Annotated in this window: 23 protein-coding genes; 3 read left to right on the top strand and 20 right to left on the bottom strand. The window is 64.0% G+C overall.

Annotation, left to right across the window (positions count from 1 at the left end; translation table 11 throughout):
• Positions 1-339 precede the first annotated feature (339 nt).
• The 3 genes from ACP153_RS09630 to ACP153_RS09640 form a co-directional block, all read right to left on the bottom strand.
• Positions 340-975 (bottom strand): 50S ribosomal protein L25/general stress protein Ctc, encoded by a 636-nt coding sequence (locus ACP153_RS09630; protein WP_424970779.1) that lies wholly within the window; start codon positions 973-975, stop codon positions 340-342.
• 156 nt (positions 976-1,131) lie between these two features.
• On the bottom strand, positions 1,132-1,755 hold the full coding sequence (locus ACP153_RS09635; RefSeq protein WP_424970780.1) for a sulfotransferase family 2 domain-containing protein: 624 nt from the start codon (positions 1,753-1,755) through the stop codon (positions 1,132-1,134).
• Positions 1,756-1,806: 51 nt separating this feature from the next.
• On the bottom strand, positions 1,807-2,979 hold the full coding sequence (locus tag ACP153_RS09640; protein WP_424970781.1) for an alpha-hydroxy acid oxidase: 1,173 nt from the start codon (positions 2,977-2,979) through the stop codon (positions 1,807-1,809).
• 133 nt (positions 2,980-3,112) lie between these two features.
• On the opposite strand from ACP153_RS09640, the gene pth reads away from it, so the two are divergent.
• On the top strand, positions 3,113-3,847 hold the full coding sequence (gene pth / locus ACP153_RS09645; protein WP_424970782.1) for an aminoacyl-tRNA hydrolase: 735 nt from the start codon (positions 3,113-3,115) through the stop codon (positions 3,845-3,847).
• 64 nt (positions 3,848-3,911) lie between these two features.
• Positions 3,912-4,313 carry a DUF2237 family protein gene (locus ACP153_RS09650; RefSeq protein WP_424970783.1) on the top strand — a complete coding sequence of 134 codons (402 nt, stop codon included), beginning with the start codon at positions 3,912-3,914 and terminating at the stop codon, positions 4,311-4,313.
• Positions 4,314-4,348: 35 nt separating this feature from the next.
• On the opposite strand, the gene trpB is transcribed toward ACP153_RS09650, so the two are convergent.
• From trpB to ACP153_RS09685, 7 genes are all read right to left on the bottom strand, one after another.
• Positions 4,349-5,581 (bottom strand): tryptophan synthase subunit beta, encoded by a 1,233-nt coding sequence (trpB, locus tag ACP153_RS09655; RefSeq protein ID WP_424970784.1) that lies wholly within the window; start codon positions 5,579-5,581, stop codon positions 4,349-4,351.
• Between the two features lie 12 nt (positions 5,582-5,593).
• A complete protein-coding gene (locus ACP153_RS09660) occupies positions 5,594-6,049 on the bottom strand; it encodes an N-acetyltransferase family protein (protein WP_424970785.1) in 456 nt (151 codons plus the stop codon).
• Entirely contained in the window at positions 6,046-6,759 is a 714-nt protein-coding gene (locus ACP153_RS09665; protein ID WP_424970786.1) for a phosphoribosylanthranilate isomerase, read from the bottom strand. Before ACP153_RS09665 ends, ACP153_RS09660 begins: the two co-directional genes overlap by 4 nt.
• A gap of 12 nt (positions 6,760-6,771) precedes the next feature.
• Positions 6,772-7,137, bottom strand: coding sequence for a lipopolysaccharide assembly protein LapA domain-containing protein (locus ACP153_RS09670; protein WP_424968540.1), 366 nt, complete (start codon positions 7,135-7,137; stop codon positions 6,772-6,774).
• A gap of 4 nt (positions 7,138-7,141) precedes the next feature.
• Positions 7,142-7,429: an integration host factor subunit beta gene (gene ihfB, locus ACP153_RS09675; RefSeq protein WP_424968539.1), complete on the bottom strand. Its 288-nt coding sequence runs from the start codon at positions 7,427-7,429 to the stop codon at positions 7,142-7,144.
• Between the two features lie 239 nt (positions 7,430-7,668).
• Positions 7,669-8,331: a hypothetical protein gene (locus ACP153_RS09680; protein WP_424970787.1), complete on the bottom strand. Its 663-nt coding sequence runs from the start codon at positions 8,329-8,331 to the stop codon at positions 7,669-7,671.
• Positions 8,332-8,431: 100 nt separating this feature from the next.
• A complete protein-coding gene (locus ACP153_RS09685; RefSeq protein WP_424970788.1) occupies positions 8,432-9,088 on the bottom strand; it encodes a VPLPA-CTERM sorting domain-containing protein in 657 nt (218 codons plus the stop codon).
• A gap of 510 nt (positions 9,089-9,598) precedes the next feature.
• On the opposite strand from ACP153_RS09685, the gene ACP153_RS09690 reads away from it, so the two are divergent.
• A complete protein-coding gene (locus tag ACP153_RS09690; protein ID WP_424970789.1) occupies positions 9,599-10,153 on the top strand; it encodes an inner membrane-spanning protein YciB in 555 nt (184 codons plus the stop codon).
• A 52-nt stretch (positions 10,154-10,205) separates the two neighbouring features.
• Here the strand turns inward: ACP153_RS09690 and rpsA are convergent, their stop codons facing one another.
• The 10 genes from rpsA to ACP153_RS09740 all read right to left on the bottom strand — a co-directional run bounded on the left by rpsA (position 10,206) and on the right by ACP153_RS09740 (position 18,333).
• Complete coding sequence (gene rpsA, locus ACP153_RS09695) at positions 10,206-11,882, bottom strand: 30S ribosomal protein S1 (protein ID WP_424970790.1); 1,677 nt, start codon at positions 11,880-11,882, stop codon at positions 10,206-10,208.
• A 219-nt stretch (positions 11,883-12,101) separates the two neighbouring features.
• Positions 12,102-12,452 (bottom strand): H-NS family nucleoid-associated regulatory protein, encoded by a 351-nt coding sequence (locus ACP153_RS09700; protein ID WP_424970791.1) that lies wholly within the window; start codon positions 12,450-12,452, stop codon positions 12,102-12,104.
• Positions 12,453-12,537: 85 nt separating this feature from the next.
• Positions 12,538-13,176 carry a (d)CMP kinase gene (locus tag ACP153_RS09705; RefSeq protein WP_424971445.1) on the bottom strand — a complete coding sequence of 213 codons (639 nt, stop codon included), beginning with the start codon at positions 13,174-13,176 and terminating at the stop codon, positions 12,538-12,540.
• Positions 13,173-13,580, bottom strand: coding sequence for a GFA family protein (locus tag ACP153_RS09710; protein ID WP_424970792.1), 408 nt, complete (start codon positions 13,578-13,580; stop codon positions 13,173-13,175). The genes ACP153_RS09705 and ACP153_RS09710 overlap by 4 nt, the downstream gene beginning before the upstream one ends.
• The gene (gene aroA / locus ACP153_RS09715) at positions 13,577-14,929 is read right to left on the bottom strand and encodes a 3-phosphoshikimate 1-carboxyvinyltransferase (protein WP_424970793.1); all 1,353 of its coding nucleotides are present in this window, start codon (positions 14,927-14,929) and stop codon (positions 13,577-13,579) included. Before aroA ends, ACP153_RS09710 begins: the two co-directional genes overlap by 4 nt.
• Positions 14,930-15,001: 72 nt before the next feature.
• Positions 15,002-16,072: an amidohydrolase family protein gene (locus ACP153_RS09720; protein WP_424970794.1), complete on the bottom strand. Its 1,071-nt coding sequence runs from the start codon at positions 16,070-16,072 to the stop codon at positions 15,002-15,004.
• A 124-nt stretch (positions 16,073-16,196) separates the two neighbouring features.
• Positions 16,197-16,916, bottom strand: coding sequence for a tRNA (guanine(46)-N(7))-methyltransferase TrmB (trmB, locus tag ACP153_RS09725; RefSeq protein ID WP_424970795.1), 720 nt, complete (start codon positions 16,914-16,916; stop codon positions 16,197-16,199).
• A gap of 123 nt (positions 16,917-17,039) precedes the next feature.
• Positions 17,040-17,498, bottom strand: a complete 459-nt coding sequence (locus ACP153_RS09730; protein ID WP_424970796.1) for an N-acetyltransferase family protein — start codon at positions 17,496-17,498, stop codon at positions 17,040-17,042.
• 9 nt (positions 17,499-17,507) lie between these two features.
• Complete coding sequence (locus ACP153_RS09735) at positions 17,508-17,765, bottom strand: YjhX family toxin (RefSeq protein WP_424970797.1); 258 nt, start codon at positions 17,763-17,765, stop codon at positions 17,508-17,510.
• A gap of 202 nt (positions 17,766-17,967) precedes the next feature.
• A complete protein-coding gene (locus ACP153_RS09740; protein ID WP_424970798.1) occupies positions 17,968-18,333 on the bottom strand; it encodes a hypothetical protein in 366 nt (121 codons plus the stop codon).
• Positions 18,334-18,358 lie beyond the last annotated feature (25 nt).

An 18,358-nucleotide genomic window follows, 5' to 3' on the forward strand; every position in this document is an offset into this window, starting at 1 on the left:
GCCGAGCTGGCCGCGATCAAAGGCGCCAAGGGTTCTCCTAACGAGTAATCCTTAACATCCCCCAAACCCCCGCCCGGATACCTCCCAACGGGCGGGGAGCCCCCCAGACACAACGCCCGGTCCCTCCCGTCCGGGCCGCCCACGCGACAAAAGCACCCGTCCCCGACAGCCCCCCAACGGACCCCTGACACGGACAAAATCCCCAGGTGCGTCGCGAAGGACCGGCCCCCCAAAGTCCAGGGGGCCGGTCACCCTAACCACCCTCACGAACGCAAAAAGAAACCGCGCTCCAGTCCCCCGGAGCGCGGTTTTTTCGTCGTGTCACGCGAGGCGTTGACCTCAGGCTTCAGCTTCCGCCTCGCCCTCGTCGCCTTCGGCTTCCTCAGCGTCATCCGCAGAGCGCAGGCCGGACGGTGCCTGGATATTCGCGATCACGAAATCCCGGTCGATGGTCGGCTTGGCGCCTTCGGGCAGGCTGACAGAGCTGATCGTGACGGTGTCGCCGATCTCCAGACCGGAGAGGTCCACGGTGATGCTCTCGGGGATATCGCCCGCGGTCACAACCAGTTCCACTTCCGGGCGCACAACGGTCAGAACGCCGCCGCGCTTGATGCCGGGGGCTGCGCCCTCGTTCACGAAATCCACGGGGATGAACAGGTTCACCTTCGAGGTCCGACGCAGACGCATCAGATCCAGGTGAGTGGGCAAGTCCTTGACCACATCCCGCTGCACACCGCGGCAGATCACGCGCACATCTTCTTGCCCTTCAACCTGCAGGTTGAACAGGGTGGACATGAAGCGGCCCGCCTTCAGGCGGCGCAGAAGCTCGTTGAACTTGATCTGGATGGCGACAGGCTCAGCCCCGCCTCCATAGACCACGCCCGGTACATATCCATCGCGACGCGCTTGACGGGCGGCCCCCTTGCCGGTCCCCGAACGCGGCTCGGCGACAAGATCCGGAATCTCTCCAGCCATTGCATTCTCCTAACATTGCAAACAAGGGCATCCTCCAAGGGTGTATGCCCAACAGACCGCGCTGATAGGACAATCGGGGTCGAGACGAAAGGGGTCTGGCGAAGATAAATCAGGGGAATCTGCGGTTTTTTCGCCCATTTCCGCCGCCAAGAGGGCTTAGGACTGAGGCGTGATCAGATGACCGGCCTCAGAGACCCGCGTATAGAGCGCGAATTCCGCTGCGCGCGCCAGTTCGAGTCGCGCGCGCAAGGGCGGCGACAGGGGCGCGTCCCGGGCCGGCGAGACATTGCGGCGCGGCAAGGTGAGATCCCGTCCGAGAGTGCCAGACAACCAGTCCCGGGCCCGCTCTATCTGGCCATAATCGAAAAGATGGGTGATCCCGATCCCGCCCCCGGGCTTGGCGACAAACCGATCCTGTGAGCCGATCCGCGAATGGGGCGGCGGGCTCTCCTCCAGCGTGGCGGCGATGAAATCGTCGAAACTGATCTCGGCGGTCGAGAGGGGCGTCCCGGCAAAGGGTGGCGTGGCGCGATAGCGATACCAGCTCCGCAGCCGCGCGACGGGTTCCCGCAGCAAGGCGACGCTGTCGAAGCGCCGATCATAGCGCCGGGTCAGAAGATCCTCCCATTGGGCAGCAAAGACCCGGCGGTTCATATGCCGATGCTCGGGCGGGGCCTGCACCACCAGCGAGGCATGGGGCGACAGCGCAGCCTCAAGGGCCGTGCTGCCGGTTTTCGGAATGGAAAAGACCACAAGCCCGTGGCTGTGAAAAACCAGCATCGCCGCCTCCGTTCCCGGGCAGAGTGCTCAGGCCCGGGGCGGCTTGTCAATTCAGGCGCTGGCTTGCCACCGGGTGGCAAAATCCTCGGGGATCAGCAGGTTGGACGGATCGAGATCCTCGACATTCTGGCGCCCGCAGAGACCCATGGAGAGATCGAGCTCCTTGTGGATCACCTCCAGCGCCTTGGTCACGCCCGCCTCACCCATGGCCCCCAGACCATAGGTGTAGGCGCGCCCGATCATGGTGCCCTTGGCCCCAAGCGCCACGGCCTTCAGCACGTCCTGGCCCGAGCGGATGCCGCTGTCGAGATGCACTTCGATCTTGTCGCCCACCGCATCCATGATCTGCGGCAGCATGCGGATCGAACTGAGCGCGCCGTCCAGCTGCCGCCCGCCATGGTTCGAGCAGACAATCGCATCCGCCCCCACATTCAGCGCCATCTTGGCGTCTTCGGGATCCAGAATGCCCTTGAGGATCACGGGGCCGTCCCACCAGCTGCGGAACTGCTTGATCCGCTCCCAATCGAGCGACTGGTCGAACGCCTCCGCCGTCCAGGAGCTCAGCGAGCTGGGGTCGGTCACCCCCTTCGCGTGACCCACAATATTGCCGAAGAACCGCCGCTTGGTGCCCAGCATCTCGAGCCCCCAGGGGATCTTGGTCATCATGTTGGCAATCGAGGCCGGGGTCAGCTTGGGCGGGGCCGAGAGGCCGTTCTTGAGATCCCGGTGCCGCTGCCCAAGAAGCTGCAGATCAACCGTGATCACGAGGGCCGAGCATTTGGCCTCCTTCGCGCGGTCAAAGAGCCGCTTCATGAAGTCATCGTCCTTGAGGGTATAGACCTGAAACCAGAAGGGGGCGGAGGTGTGCGACGCCACATCCTCGATCGAGCAGATGGACATGGTCGAGAGGGTATAGGGCACGCCGAACTTCTCGGCGGCTTTGGCGGCCTTGATCTCGCCATCGGCGTGCTGCATCCCGGTCAGCCCCACTGGTGCCAGGGCCACGGGCATCGCGACCTCCTGCCCGACCATGGTCGTTTTTGTGGACCGATTGTCCATATCCATGGCGATGCGCTGACGCAGCTTGATCAGGTCGAAATCCGAGCTGTTCTCGCGGAAGGTTTGCTCTGTCCAGCTGCCGCTTTCCGCGTAATCGTAGAACATCTTGGGCACGCGCCGCTTATAGATCTTTCGCAGATCCTCGATCTCGGTGATCACCGCCATTTGGTCTCTTCCCTCTGTATTGGTAAATCTTTGTTACCAATCTGGCCCATTTGATGCAATGCGACTCTTTGGTTGGACTCCCCTTCGGGTCTGCCGCAGGCTAGATAGGCCCACAAGACAGACGGAGATCGCAATGAAACTGTTCGTGGGGCTGGGCAATCCCGGTGCGAAATACAGCGGCAATCGGCACAATATCGGCTTCATGGCGCTGGACCAGATCGCGTCGGATCACGGCTTTGCGCCCTGGCGGTCGAAGTTTCAGGGCCAGCTCAGCGAGGGCAAGTTCGGCTCCACCAAGGTGGTGCTCCTGAAGCCGGAGACCTTCATGAACCGCTCGGGGCAATCCGTGGGTGAGGCCATGCGGTTCTTCAAGCTGGAAACGGCGGATGTGGTCGTCTTTCATGACGAGCTGGATCTCGCGCCCGGCAAGTGCCGGGTGAAAACCGGTGGCGGGCATGCGGGCCATAACGGGCTCCGCTCGATCCATTCCCATATCGGTGCCGACTACCAGCGCGTGCGGCTCGGCATCGGGCACCCGGGGCACAAGGACCGGGTTTCGGGCTATGTGCTCAGCGATTTCGCCAAGGCGGAGGCGGGCTGGCTCGATGACCTGCTGCGTGGGATCGGCGATGGCGCGCCGGAGCTTGCGGCGGGGGATGCGGGCAAGTTCATGAACGCGGTCTCCCTGCGCACCGCCCCACCGCGCTCGTCGGGGGGCGGACAAGGCAAACCCGGCGGCAGCAAACCCGGCGGCGGGAAGCCCGGGGCCGCAGCGGCCAAGCCCCCTGCCCCCAAACCCGCGCCGGAGCCCGACCCCGCGCCCGATACGCGCACGGCCCTGCAAAAGCTCGCGGATAAGTTCCGCTAGGCCCCGCGTGGCAGGCTTGCCGACCCCCGGGCGGGCGTTACACTGAAGTAACGGAGGGCGAGTGATGAATTATGAGCGTGCCGAATCAGTGAATGTCCTGGGCGGGCCGTTGCAGTCCTGCTCCGAAGAGCCTCTGACCGGGTTTTTCCGGAATGGTTGTTGCGACACCTCCGGGATGGATCATGGCAACCACACGGTCTGCGCGGTGATGACGGCGGAGTTTCTGGCCTTCTCGAAATATGTGGGCAATGACCTGTCGACCCCGCGCCCGGAATACATGTTCCCGGGGCTGAAACCCGGGGATCAGTGGTGCCTCTGCGCGGGGCGGTTCCAGCAGGCCCATGAGGAAGGCTGCGCCCCCAAGGTCCGGCTCGAATCCACCCATGCGCGCGCGCTGGAGGCGGTGACGCTCGATGTGCTGGCCGAACACGCGGTGGATTCCACGCAAAAGCCCGACGCGGAGTGACCGACGCCGGGCTTTGAAAGTGCGATGCGCGGGGCTCAGAGGGCGCCGGACATATCCACACCAAGGGCCTTGGCGACCGTGAAGATATCCTTGTCGCCGCGCCCACACATATTCATGCAGATCAGGTGATCTTTGGGCAGCTCCGGCGCGATCTTGGCCACATGGGCGAGCGCGTGAGACGGCTCCAGCGCGGGGATGATGCCCTCGGTCTCGCAACTCAGTTGGAAGGCCTGCAGCGCTTCGGCATCGGTGATCGAGACATATTTCGCACGGCCGATATCGTGGAGCCAGGCATGCTCGGGCCCGATGCCCGGATAGTCGAGACCCGCCGAGATCGAGAAGCCTTCGAGGATCTGCCCATCGCCATCTTGCAGCAAGTAGGTGCGGTTGCCATGGAGCACCCCGGGCCGCCCGCCAGTCAGGGAGGCGCAATGCTCCATCTTCTCGTTGACGCCCTTGCCACCAGCCTCAACGCCGATGATCCCCACATCCTTGTCGTCGAGGAACGGGTAGAACAGGCCCATGGCGTTGGAGCCCCCACCGATCGCGGCGATCAGCGTGTCGGGCAGACGCCCCTCGGCGGCGAGCATCTGCTCGCGGGCTTCCTTGCCGATGATGGCCTGAAAATCGCGGACCATGGCCGGGTACGGGTGTGGACCGGCCACCGTGCCGATGCAGTAGAATGTGTCACGCACATTGGTCACCCAGTCGCGCAACGCGTCATTCATCGCGTCCTTCAGCGTGCCGCGCCCGGAGGTCACCGGCACCACCTCGGCGCCCAGCAGCTTCATCCGGAACACGTTGGGCGCCTGACGCTCCACATCATGGGCGCCCATATAGACCACGCATTTCAGCCCGAACTTGGCACAGACCGTGGCGGTCGCCACCCCGTGCTGGCCCGCGCCGGTCTCGGCGATGATCCGGCTCTTGCCCATGCGGCGGGCCAGGATGATCTGGCCGAGCACATTGTTGATCTTATGCGCGCCCGTATGGTTCAGCTCATCCCGCTTCAGGTAGATCTTCGCCCCGCCCAGCCGCTCGGTCAGACGCTCGGCGAAATAGAGCGGGCTCGGGCGGCCCACATAATGAGTCCAGAGATCATGCATCTCGTCCCAGAAACTCTGATCGGTCTTCGCAAACTCATACTGACGCTCCAGTTCGAGGATGAGCGGCATCAGGGTCTCGGAGACGAAACGCCCGCCGAAATCACCGAACCGGCCATTCTCATCCGGGCCGGTCATGAAGGAATTGATCAGGTCGTCAGGCATCGGTCACTCCCCTTAGGACAGCTCTCGCTTAAAGCCTATATGCGAGGGGGTAAAGCCAAGCGCCGCGTAAAACTGATGCGCTCCGTCGCGGGCCTTGTCCGAGGTGAGTTGCATCAGGCACGCGCCCGCAGCCCGCGCCCGGGTCTCAGCATCGGCCATCAGAGCCTTGCCCGCCCCCTGCCCGCGCAGATCAGCGGAGACGCGCACCGCCTCGATCTGCGCCCGCGTAGTCGCGGATCGGGAGAGCCCGTGCATCACATGCATGGTGTAGGTCGCTACAACGCGCCCGCCCTGGACACCCACGATCAGATAGGCCTCCGGGCTGGACTGCATGCGTGCAAAGGCGGCCTCATAGGTCGCCAAATCCGCGCCCTCGCGCCCCTGCCCCCGCATGTCATCGCGCAAGAGCGCCAGAATTTCAGGGATGTCCGCTTGCGCGGCGGGGCGAAAGATCAGGTCCGAGCTCATAGCTGCGGGACGGGGTCCGCCTGGGCCGCTGCGACGAACTCCGCGATCCGCGCGGAATCCTTGACGCCCGGTGCGCTCTCGACGCCGGAGCTTACATCCACCTGAGGCGCGCCAGTCAGGCGGATCGCCTCGGCCACATTGTCCGGGGTCAGACCGCCCGCGAGCATCCAGGGCTTGCGCCAGCTCCGCCCGGCGATCAGCCGCCAGTCAAAGCTCACGCCGTTGCCCCCGGGCAGCTCCGCATTGCGGGGCGGTTTGGCATCCACGAGGATCTGATCCGCAACGGCCTCATAGGCGGCAAGCGCCGGCAGGTCCTCGGCATCGGCGATCCCGACCGCCTTCATCACCGGCAGGCCGTAGCGCGCCCGGATCTCGGCCACGCGCTCTGGCGTCTCACCGCCATGCAATTGCAGGATATCGAGGGGCACCGTTTCGGTCAGCGCATCGAGCGCCGCGTCATCGGCATTGACCACCAGCGCCACCTTGGCGAGGCCCAGCGGCGCCTCGGCGGCCAGCGCCCGCGCGGCCTCCAGCGTCAAATGCCGCGGAGATTTCTCGAAAAACACGAACCCGGCATAACGCGCCCCGGCCTTGGCCACGGCATCCAGATCCGCAGCACTGCGCAGGCCGCAGATCTTCACCTGCACCTGTCCTGCATGGGCGCGGAACCCCGCGCCGGAGCGCGGAGAGGGATCAATCAAAACGGGCATGGGGTCGCGCGGTCAGCGCACGCTCGAGCTGTCTTCGAGCAGGGCGAGGATCTCGTCCTTGCCATCGGCCATGGCCTTCTGGTTCTTCATCAGCTCGACCTCGCGCTTGAGGCGGCGCGCCTCGGTGCGCTGGCGGGAGGCCTCGTTGCGATGCTTGGTCTCGCGCAGCCATTCCCAGAAGAACCCGATCAGCAGGCCCGCAGCGATCCCCGCGAACACCACGAAGTAGAGCGGCATGTCGAGGGAGATATTGAATCCGGCAAAGGCGCCCATTTCCGGCGGCAGCAGGGTCAGGGTCACTGGCCCGTTATTGGCGAAAGCAATGGTCAGCAGGCAGATCGCCAGAACTGCAAGAAACAGGTACTTGATCAGACGCATAAGGTCAGTCTTCCTTTCCGTTCAACCGGTCGCGAAGCAGCTTACCCGTCTTGAAAAACGGCACCGACTTGGCTTCGACCGAAACGGCCTCGCCGGTGCGGGGGTTGCGCCCTGTGCGCGCGTCGCGATGCTTGACCGAAAAGGCCCCGAAGCCGCGTAGCTCGACCCGGTCGCCGTTCGACATGGCCTCGATGATCTCGTCGAAGACCGTGTTCACGATGCGCTCGACGTCCCGCTGGTACAAATGCGGGTTCTCGTCAGCGACAATCTGAATGAGTTCCGAACGGATCATTGGCCACCCTCCCTTGCCGTGCAGCACCGGCATCCACCCCGGTCCACGAGGCCGACTATAGCTCCAAAGCGCTCATCTGGAAAATGCTAAAGCGGGCTTGCGCTCAGAGAATCCTGCGCGAAAACCGCGCATTAGGTCGAAGCCCCCCTGCCTGCCGCAACGAGAGCACGCCGCAGGTGCCATGCTGCGGCGCGTTTGTTTGTCCGATTCGGCAGGGCGACTCGCGGCCCGGTTGTGGCTCAGCCGCGACGTGCCCGCAACGCCAGACCGCCCAGCCCCAGAAGGAGCAGCGGCAAGCTCGCCGGCAGCGGGATCACCGCCATATCCTTGGCCAGGTTGATCTCCAGATTGTCATAAGCCACCGAGATCCCGTTGCCGCCACTATTGGCGCTGTAAATCCCGAAACTCAGCGTCCCCGCGCCTTGCGAGAAATCAAGCATCCCATTGCCGAGACGCGGCGCGAAATCGGCCGAGGTCAGCATCTGCTCTCCGCCCGTCTGGAACCCCGGAACCGCGTTGGTTACCCCCGCGGTGGAGACGTAATAGACCCCGTTCTGTTCGACCACGAGGCCAAAGGCCTGACCCTGCCCGAAGGCCTGAAACGGGTCGAAATCCACGGAATAGGAGAGCGACTGCACCCCGCCCATGGACAGATCATAGGTGAGACCGTCGACCATGAAGGCGTTCCGGGTTTCAATATTCGTCTGGGTCGTCACGACCAGTGAGGGCGCCGGGTTGCCGTTGCCTGCGGATTGCGAAGAGCTTTGACCGCCAACCGGTCCGGAGAGCCGCACAAGGGCCACATCGCCCGGTGCAAAGGTCTCTTCCGAGAGGGTCACGGTGCCGGCCTGGCTGGCCCCGGCAAAGGCGGCGAGCGCCAAGGATAGAAGCAGTGTGCGCATAAAAACATACCTCCAAAGTCACAAAGAATGGCCAGAACACTGCCATGGCCATGGAAAGAGGGCAAGCGGCGCGCAAGTCCCGCCTGCCCCCAGGATCAGATCAGGCGTCCTGGGTCTTGCGCCGCTTGCGACGCGCCAGGCCCAGAGCTCCGAGCCCTCCAAGCAGCAAAAGGCTGCTCGCCGGGAGCGGGATCACAGCCGTGTCCGCCGGGCCGAGGACGATATCCAGTTGCCAATCGGCCGAGGCGAGATCCGTCGGGAAGGGCAATGCGCCCAGCTGGATGCCGAAGGAGTAGTTGCCGTTGAGTGGCACATTGGTGAACCCGTTTGTGAAGTCCGCCATGCCGTTGCCTGCAATCGTCTGGAAGCTGAAGGCCACGCCGCCCACATCGACCACGGTCTCGAAGCTCGGCAAGGCAGAGTTCGGCGTGCCGCCAAAGGACGTGGCTGCGTTGCTCACGCTGAAGACCATGGATTCGACCACCTGATCGGGTCCCACAAGGATCGTGAAGATGTCGGCGAAGTCGCCACCGCTGCAATCCGGGCCGCCAAAGGGATCGCAGGGCGCGCTCAGGCTACCGGTCACGCTATGGGCGCCCAGATCCGGAAAGCTCAGCGCCGGGGCCGTGACGGGGACGCCGAAGCTCCAATCGCCATTTGTTGTGAAATCCGCGGTTTCATTGATGGTTGTGGCCTGGGCGCCGCTGGCGAAACAGGCAAATACGAGGGGCGCAAGGGCCCGGATATAAGACGTCATGAACAACTCCGTTAACGCGAATTAACAGGTTAGGTCAGCAGGTCCGTATCACCAAGCCCAGCGTGCTCTGCGCGCACAGGTGCTACAAAGTCCCGCAAAACTCCGGAGACTGACACTTGAAAGGAAACGGTTAGACGAGGCCTCAAGCCAGTGGAACCATGGGGCGGTTGGTCCGACGCACCCGATCTGGCAGCCGGTTTGGGAACGCGACCCGAGTTCGGGGTCTTGCGCAAGCTCTGGCGGAGGCCCAGACGACCTTGCGTATTCAGCGACGGCTCAGCGCGTCGCGGCTTGAACGGGGCGTTGGCCATTTCCGCGCAAGTCACACCCTGTCCTGTATGGCGCCTGCGCGTGCCTGCCCCCACAGGAAAACAGCGCGGCCTCGCCTCCGCGCTGTGAACCCGTCAGAACTCGTTCGGCGGTGCGCCGGACGCGCCAGTATCCTCACCTCCACCCCAAGGACGGCTACAGCTGCTTGCGGTCTGCGGCTGTCATGGCCACGGTATCCCCATGGATCGTCGACTTGCCCTCGAGCTTCTTCCCGGGATCGCATTCCTTGTCGGACATTGGGTCGGCGGTCTTTTCTGGGCCGCGGGGCTGTCCGTGGTGGCGACGGCCTTTGCCGTGGGGCTGCGCTGGCGCTGGGACGGCGCGATCCCGTGGTTGGCGGTGGCGACCTTCGTGCTGATCGCGGTGCTGACCGTGGCGGGCGTCCTTCTGGACGATGAAAGCTTCGTCCAGTTGCGCCCAACGGTGGGCGGCCTGGCGTTTGCGGCCATCCTGGCCGTCGGAGCCTTCACCCGCCCCAGCCTGCTTTGGCGAACGCTCCACTACAAGCTGCAGCTGACGCCCCGTGGCTGGCACCTTCTGCACGCGGCCTGGGTGGGGCTCGCCCTTCTGGCAGCAGGCGCCAACGAGGTCGCCCGGCAGGTGCTAAGCACGGACCATTGGGTCCTCTTCAACGTGGCGGCGGACCCCGCCCTCTTCGGGCTGATCTGGATCGCGACCCGAGGTCTTGCCGAGTTCTACTGGGATGAGGACCAAGACGCGGAAGACACCCCATGAAAAAAGCCCCGCCAAATGGCGGGGCTTAGAACGTCGTGTTCGACCGCTAGGCTCAGTCTTTCTTGAGCGCTGCGCCGAGGATGTCGCCGAGGGACGCACCGGAGTCCGAAGAGCCATACTGCTCGACGGCTTCTTTCTCTTCGGCGATCTCGCGCGCCTTGATGGACAGGCCGAGACGACGGGTCTTGCTGTCCACGTTGGTCACGCGCACATCGACCTTGTCGCCCACACCGAAGCGCTCGGGGCGCTGCTCGGCACGGTCACGGCTGAGATCGGAGCGGCGGATGAAGGATTTCATGCCTTCGTATTCCACCTCGATGCCGCCATCCTCGATGGCGGTGACGCCAACGGTGATGATCGAGCCGCGCTTCACGCCGCCCACGGCTTCGGCGAACTTGTCACCGCCCAGAGCCTTGACCGAGAGCGAGATCCGCTCTTTGTCCACATCCACCTCGGAGACAACGGCCTGAACCATGTCGCCCTTGCGGTAGTTCTGGATAGCTTCCTCGCCGCGCTGATCCCAGCTGAGATCGGAGAGGTGGACCATGCCGTCGATGTCGTTGTCGAGACCGATGAACAGACCGAATTCGGTGATGTTCTTGACCTCGCCTTCGACCTCGGTGCCCTCGGGATGGGTCTCGGCAAAGACTTCCCACGGGTTGCGCATGGTCTGCTTGAGACCGAGCGAGACGCGACGCTTGACCGTGTCAATCTCGAGCACCATGACCTCAACCTCTTGCGAGGTGGAGACAATTTTGCCCGGATGGACGTTCTTCTTGGTCCAGGACATCTCGGAGACGTGCACGAGGCCCTCGACACCCGGCTCCAGCTCCACGAAGGCACCGTAATCGGTGATGTTCGTGACGCGGCCCGTATGGGTGCTGTCGAGCGGGTACTTGCCTTCGACCAGGTTCCACGGATCGTCCTGCAGCTGCTTCATGCCGAGGCTGATACGGTGGGTTTCCTTGTTGATCTTGATGACCTGAACCTTGACCGTCTCGCCGATCGACAGGATCTCGGAGGGGTGGTTCACACGGCGCCAGGCCATGTCGGTCACGTGCAGCAGGCCGTCCACACCGCCCAGGTCGACAAAGGCGCCGTACTCGGTGATGTTCTTGACCACGCCGTCCACCGCGTCGCCTTCGTTCAGCTTGCCGATAACCTCGGCGCGCTGCTCGGCGCGGGACTCTTCGAGGATCGCGCGACGCGACACAACGATGTTGCCCCGGCGGCGGTCCATCTTGAGGATCTGGAACGGCTGCTTGAGGCCCATGAGCGGGCCAGCGTCACGCACGGGGCGCACGTCAACCTGGGAGCCGGGCAGGAACGCCACGGCGCCGCCGAGATCGACAGTGAAGCCACCCTTGACGCGGCCGAAGATCGCGCCCTCGACGCGGGCATCGTCGCCGTAAGCTTTCTCCAGACGGTCCCAGGCTTCCTCGCGGCGGGCCTTGTCGCGGGAGATGACCGCTTCGCCGCGGGCATTCTCGACGCGATCGAGGAAAACCTCGACTTCGTCACCAACAGCAATTTCGGGAGCTTCGCCGGGATTTGCGAATTCTTTGAGTTCGACGCGGCCTTCCATTTTATAGCCGACATCGATAATGGCCTGGCCCGCTTCAATTGCGATAACCTTGCCTTTGACAACGGAGCCCTCGGAGGGCGTGTCAATTTCGAAGCTTTCTTGCAGGAGGGCTTCGAATTCCTCCATAGATGCGCTTTGAGCCATGTGGTCTCGTGTTTCCTTTACATCGTGTTTTTAACGGGCCGAATGGTTGTATCCATTGGTCTTTGGGTTTGTGATCGACGGTGCAGTCCGGAAAACAACAAGGGCCGCGGCTTGCGCCCGACCCTGCGATCTTCGTCCTGCGATCTTACGCCGCCTGCTCGACAGGCGCGTCTATAGGCGGGGGCGCGCCAAGACGCAACCCCGCCCGGGCATTGCCAATCAGATTTCGAGCGCGCTCGGGTCTGTTCCCGCCCCGACTGCCTCGCGGTACCAGGCAGGCTGACGCCCGCGACCGGTCCAGGTCTGATCCGGATTGTCCGGATTGGCATATTTCGGAGCGCTTTTGCTGCCTCCTTTGCCTTCGGTCTTGACGCCAAAAATCTCTTCCAGCGACACACCATGCTTCTTGGCCGTGTCCTCAAGCGCTTTGCGGGCTTGCACCACGCGCTTTTTTTCCACGGCGACTTTGGCTTTCTGAACATCTTTTTCGAGTGTGTTCAGTTCGTCCAGAGTCATATTCGAAAGGTCAAACCCCATCTTCATTCCCATTCTGGTGTTGATTTCGATCAAGACAGTTTAGAGACATTCCAAACTGGCTGCAAGTCGCCAATTCTGGGTAAGCGAGTTCCAGCCCAATTGGTATTCGCATATGTGATTAATTCAAAGCGCTTGGGATGAATTGCAAGGCTTTCATCCGCATTTCCGCCAGAGACACCGCCTGGCTCACTGCATCTTGAATACTCAATTGCGATGTATCCAGCAAAAGAGCGTCCTCGGCGGCGCGCAAAGGGGCGTCGCTACGCTGGGTGTCGCGGGCATCGCGGGCGCGCAAATCCTCCAGAACCTGCGCCAAACTCAAGGGGCTGCCCTTTGCCGAAAGTTCCGCATGACGCCGCTCGGCCCGAACCTCGTCGGAGGCGGTGACAAAGAGTTTTACCGCCGCATCCGGGCAGATCACCGTCCCGATATCGCGGCCATCCAGAATGGCCCCGCCCGCCCGCTGGGCAAAGGCCCGTTGAAAGTCCAGAAGCGCGCGGCGCACCTCTGGCAATGCTGCAACTTTGGAGGCCGCTTGCCCGACTTCTGCGGTGCGCAAATCGCCCGCTTCGAGATCGGCAGGCGTCAGCGCCCGGGCTGCCTCCAGTGCCGCGGCACCGGTCAGAACCTTCTTGCCGACCGCCCGATAGAGCAGGCCGGTATCCATATGCGGAAAACCGAACCGCGCGGCCATGGCCCGCCCGATCGTGCCCTTGCCCGCCGCCGCAGGCCCGTCAATGGCGATGGCAAAGCTCATGCCCGGTCCCCCACCCATGGCAGCGGATGGTCTCCCGGCGCCTGGGGCAAATCATCGGTGATCTCGTAATAGGCCCCCTTGTCGGCGCAGAAGATATGGGTCGCGAGCCGCACGCCCGGATCCCCATCCAACGTTCCGGCGAAGATGGCCATCTCGTTCGACGGCCCGTCCCAGAACAGGTTCGACCCGCAGGTTCCGCAGAACCCCCGCTGCGCCGTGTCCGACGAGGCAAACCAACGCGGCGTGCCGGCGATCACAACATCTCGTTTCAGGGCGGAGGTGGCCGCCACATAATGGCCTGAGGTCCGGCGGCACTGGTTGCAGTGACACGCCACCACAGGACGCAGCGGACCCGTCACCTCATAGCGGATCGCCCCGCAGAGGCAGCCGCCGGTCGCGGTCATGACCCGGACCGCTCCAGTGTTGCGCCGAGCGCTGTCATCAGGGGCTCGAAGATCGGGAAACTCGTGGCAATCGGGCCGCCATCGTCCACCGAGATCGGCGCCTTGGCCGCCAAACCGCAACACAGGAAGCTCATGGCGATCCGGTGATCCAGATGGCTCGCGCAAGTCGCGCCACCCGGCACTCCGCTCGGCCCCATCCCGTGGACGATGAGCGTGTCCTCATCCTCCTCGATGGTCACGCCGCAGGCCTCAAGACCCCGGGCCATGGCGTCGATCCGGTCGCTCTCCTTGACGCGGAGTTCCTTGACCCCGCGCATCACGGTCTTGCCCGTGGCATAGGAGGCGATCACGCTCAGGATCGGGTATTCGTCGATCATTGAAGGCGCGCGTTCCGGCGGAACTTCAATGCCTTGCATCGCGTCGCTAAACCTGGCTCTGAGATCCGCGACCGGCTCACCGCCCTCCTCGCGCATATTCTCGAAGACCAGATCCGCGCCCATGTCCTGCAAAGTTGTATAGAGCCCTGCCCGGGTCGGGTTGAGCCCGATCCCCGGCACCAGCACATCCGAGCCCGGCACGATCAGACCCACCGCCACCGGGAAGGCCGCCGAGGACGGATCCCGCGGCACGACGATGGTCTGCGGTTTCAATTCGGGCTGCCCGGTCAAGGTGATGACATTGCCCTCCGGCGTCGCCTCGACGCGCAGCTCCGCGCCAAAGCCCCGCAGCATCCGCTCGGAGTGATCGCGCGTGGCTTCGGCCTCGATCACGACGGTCTGACCCGGAGCGTTCAGCCCGGCCAGCAGCACGGCGGACTTCACCTGCGCCGAAGGGACAGGCACGGTGTAATGCACGGGCACTGGGTCCGCCGCGCCGATCAAGGTCATCGGCAGGCGTCCTTTCGACCGCCCCACGGCCTGGGTGCCGAACAGCGCCAGCGGATCGGTGATCCGCCCCATGGGACGACCACGGAGCGACGCATCCCCGGTAAAGGTCGCGGTGATCGGCGTGGTGGCCATGGCCCCCATGATCAGCCGCACCCCTGTGCCGGAATTGCCGCAATCGATCACATCCTCGGGCTCGGCAAAACCACCGGTCCCGACGCCATGCACGGACCAGGCTCCCGGCCCGTGCTGGGTCACTTCGGCACCGAAGGCCCGCATGGCCTTGGCGGTGTCGAGCACGTCCTGCCCTTCGAGCAGCCCGGTGATCTTGGTCTCGCCCACGGCCATCGCCCCAAGGATCAGCGACCGATGGGAGATCGACTTGTCGCCAGGCACCTCTGCGGTCCCGGAGAGCGGGCCCGAAGGATGGGCGGTCATCGGAATGGGGTCACCGTGGGCGGACATGGTCTCTCCTGCGCGGGGTCGTCTCAGCGTGGTGCTGAGTAGACCAAGGCCGCACAGGCGTCCATGGCGATTTTACCTCTCGAGTGTGCGCTCCCCCAGCCAGCACTCGGGATTAATCTCGGCAATCTGCCGGAAAAGCCCCTCGCCCAGCGCATCCCGCAGGCCGAAACAGACCGCACGCTCGGACAGGCTCTCCTGCTTGGTCATGTAGTAATCCGAACCAAAAAGAACCCGGTCGGCGATCCGCTCATCCTCGAGAAACACCCGCAGGAAGGGCAGGAAGGCCGAGAAGTTGAACACCGTGTAGGAGATATCCGCATAAAGCCCCTGATAGCCGCCGTAGCGCAGCATATCGAGGATCGAGGCCAGCCAGTTCTCCTGCCGCGCCTGCGGGTCATGGGGATCGATGCCGTCATTCACATAGCTCTCCCAATCGGCGAGCCCGCCGAAATGGGCGAGATTGACCCGCAGCTCGGGAAAGGCCTCAAGCACCGGGATGAAGGCGCGCGGATCCGTCAGCCGGTCGGCCTCCTCTGGGGACAGATGGCGCCCCGCCACCCCGCCCCGGGCGCAATGGGACAGAACCGGCAGGTTGTGTTCCACCAGATAGGGATAGACCTCGGACATCAGCTCCGGATGGTCCGGCGCATAACCGATGCGCGGATAGAGCTTCAGCCCACGAAAGCCGAGCTCCCCAATGGCGCGCTTCATCTCGACGACCGAGCCCGGCTTGCCCGGCACCACGGTGGCAAAGGGGATGACCTGCTTGCCATAAAGCGGATGCGTCGCAAGCCGCGCCAACTCGTCATGCTGGCGGGCGATGTCCTTGCGCACGGGGCCAAACCCCATCTGCGACATATCCATGGGCAGGACCACAAAGCGCGTATCGCCGGGGTAGAATGGCAGGATCGAGGCAAAGACCTCCTCCTGCCCCACCCCGTGCCCGGTCTCCTGAAACTTGTAGAGCCGGTGCACCACATCCGCCCTGCGGTCCTGCCCGATCAGATCCAGCAGCACCGCAACGCCTTTGGCGAGGGTCGGCACTGCCTTGAAGGGCGTCAGCAACGGGTGCGGATACCAGCGCGGCACATGGTCCGTGGTGAAGGTGTGGATATGGCAATTTGTGATGCGCAGGTTCGACATGGCTCGTGGCTCCGCTCGGGCAAAGGACCCGGCGGAGAGGATGCGAAACATCTTGAGATATTGCGAGCACCGCGTGCGCCCGGACCGGCCGAGGCGCAACGCGATCGCACGATGCGAGAGCGGTCTAGCGCTTGCGGAAGGTCAGGTAATGGGGCGTGCGCCCCTCGCGCAGTGCCTTTTGCTCATAGCGGGTGGAGATCCAGTCGTCCCAGGGCTTGCGCCAGTCTTCCGGCCCCTCGGCCAGCCACTCGAACCCCGCCCGTGGCACCTCCTCCAGCGCCTGGCGGACATAATCCGGGATGTCGGTTGCAATGCGGAAGATCGCGCCGGGCGCCATCACATGGGCCAGCGGCTCCAGATGCTCTGGCGTCACAAAACGGCGGCGATGGTGCCGCGCCTTGGGCCAGGGATCGGGATAGAGCAGAAAGGCCCGCTTGATACTGCCCGCTGGCAGCACGTCGAACAGATCGCGCGCATCGCCCGGATGGACCGCCACATTCTCGACCTCTGCCGCGCGGATCTTGCCCAGCAGCATGGCAACGCCGTTGATATAGGGCTCTGCCCCGATGATCCCGACATGCGGGTTCTGGGCCGCCTGATGCACCATATGCTCGCCGCCGCCAAACCCGACCTCCAGCCAGACCTCGCGATCCCCAAACCGGGCGTTGAGGTCGAGCGGGGTGCGGTCGGGGTTCTCCTCCCAATCCACAGCGCCGGGAGAGAGAGCGGCAAGATCCTCCTCCAGATAGGCTTCCTGGGACGCGCGCAGGCCCTTGCCCTTGCGACGGCCATAGAAATTGCGCCACGGGGCGCCTTTGGGAGAGATCGGAGGCGTGTCAGTCATGGCGCGGGACCTCGCAAAGCCGGGGCCGCGGGTCAAGGGCGGACTGAACCGCAGGGCCGTCGGTCGTGACGCAGGCCCGACCTGGTTTCGGGCCGGACCCACGGGTGACTGGGGAGCGCGCGTCTAGCGCAGATCCCGGGAGAACACGATTTTGGCGTCCCCCTCCGCCCAGAACTCCGGGATGTCCGCGACCCGCGCATAGCCCAGCGCCGCGTAAAAGGCGCGCGCCCCGGCGAAGGGGGCCGTGCCCGAAGTCTCCGCCAGCAGCAAGCGCGCCCGCCCGGTGAGCGCGGCTTCCAGGTCGCGCACCAGCGCTCGGCCAACGCCCTGTCCCTGCTGATCCGGCGCGACGCAAAGCGCGCGCATGTTCCAGCAGCCCTCGGTCAGCGGCTCGGGCCCGGCAAAAGCCAGACCCACCGCCTGCCCGGCGCGGGACGCGGTGCGCCAGACATGCCCTTCGGCCTGCCCCTCTTCCCAGAGCGGGTGCAGATACTCGGGCGGAAAGAGCCCGGTGGCCTCAACCACCGGCGCGAGCCCGGCCAGATCCGACGCCACAGTCGGTGTGATTTTGATATCGGTCATCGAGACCTCCTAGCGATTGTCGAGTTGCGCACGCACGGCCCCGAGGCCAGCGCGCGTGATGTGATAGGGCCGCCCCCGCACGGAGCGGATCAGCCGACGTTTCTTCAGCCGGTCGAAAATGGGCATGGTGCAATCGGCCAGCTGATACCCTTCGCGGGTCATGCAGGCGACATCGCGCACCTTGCCATTCTCGGCGCGCTCGAAATGAATGGCCCCGCCTTGTGCGAGGACATGCAGGACACGCTGTTCCTGCTTGGAGATGTTCATGGGTCTTCTCGGAATTTAGGCAATGACAGGCCGCACGGCTGGCGTCACGCGGCAGCCGGTCGGACGATCATGAGCGCACCTTGGGAAAGGGGCTCAGTCGCGGATGACAGTCTCTTGCATAAATAGCTCCGTTGCCGGGCGATTGCCCGGTGCGGGATGAGTGCCGAAAAATGGTCTTGGTGTCAAGGCATCCGCGTCCTGGCTACGACAGCAAGGCCAGCCCTGCCAAGCCAGTCGCGACCAGAACGCCAAACAGAAACAGAGCCACGAACGGGATGCGCAAAAGGGCAAAGAACGGCCATTTGAACGACAGCTTGTCGAACACGAACGCAATGATCAAAAAGAGTACCGCGATCCCGATCCACCCAATCGCCCCATCCAGAGTTGCCTGCGCTTCGGGCGAGTACCCGCTTCCCTCCACCTGGCTTTCCGAAGCAAGGAACTGAACCCCAAGCAGCAGCCCACACGACACAATGAGCAAAGGAAGTTTTATGGCGAGGCGTTTTTTCCCGGAAGGCAACGGTTCGAACGAAACAAGGGTCTTTTGAACCCAACCCATCAAGGCCATGATTGAAAACTCCTTCTGACAATAT

Origin of the sequence: Dinoroseobacter sp. S76, assembly GCF_049801095.1 — a bacterium.
Classification (GTDB): Bacteria; Pseudomonadota; Alphaproteobacteria; order Rhodobacterales; family Rhodobacteraceae; genus Dinoroseobacter.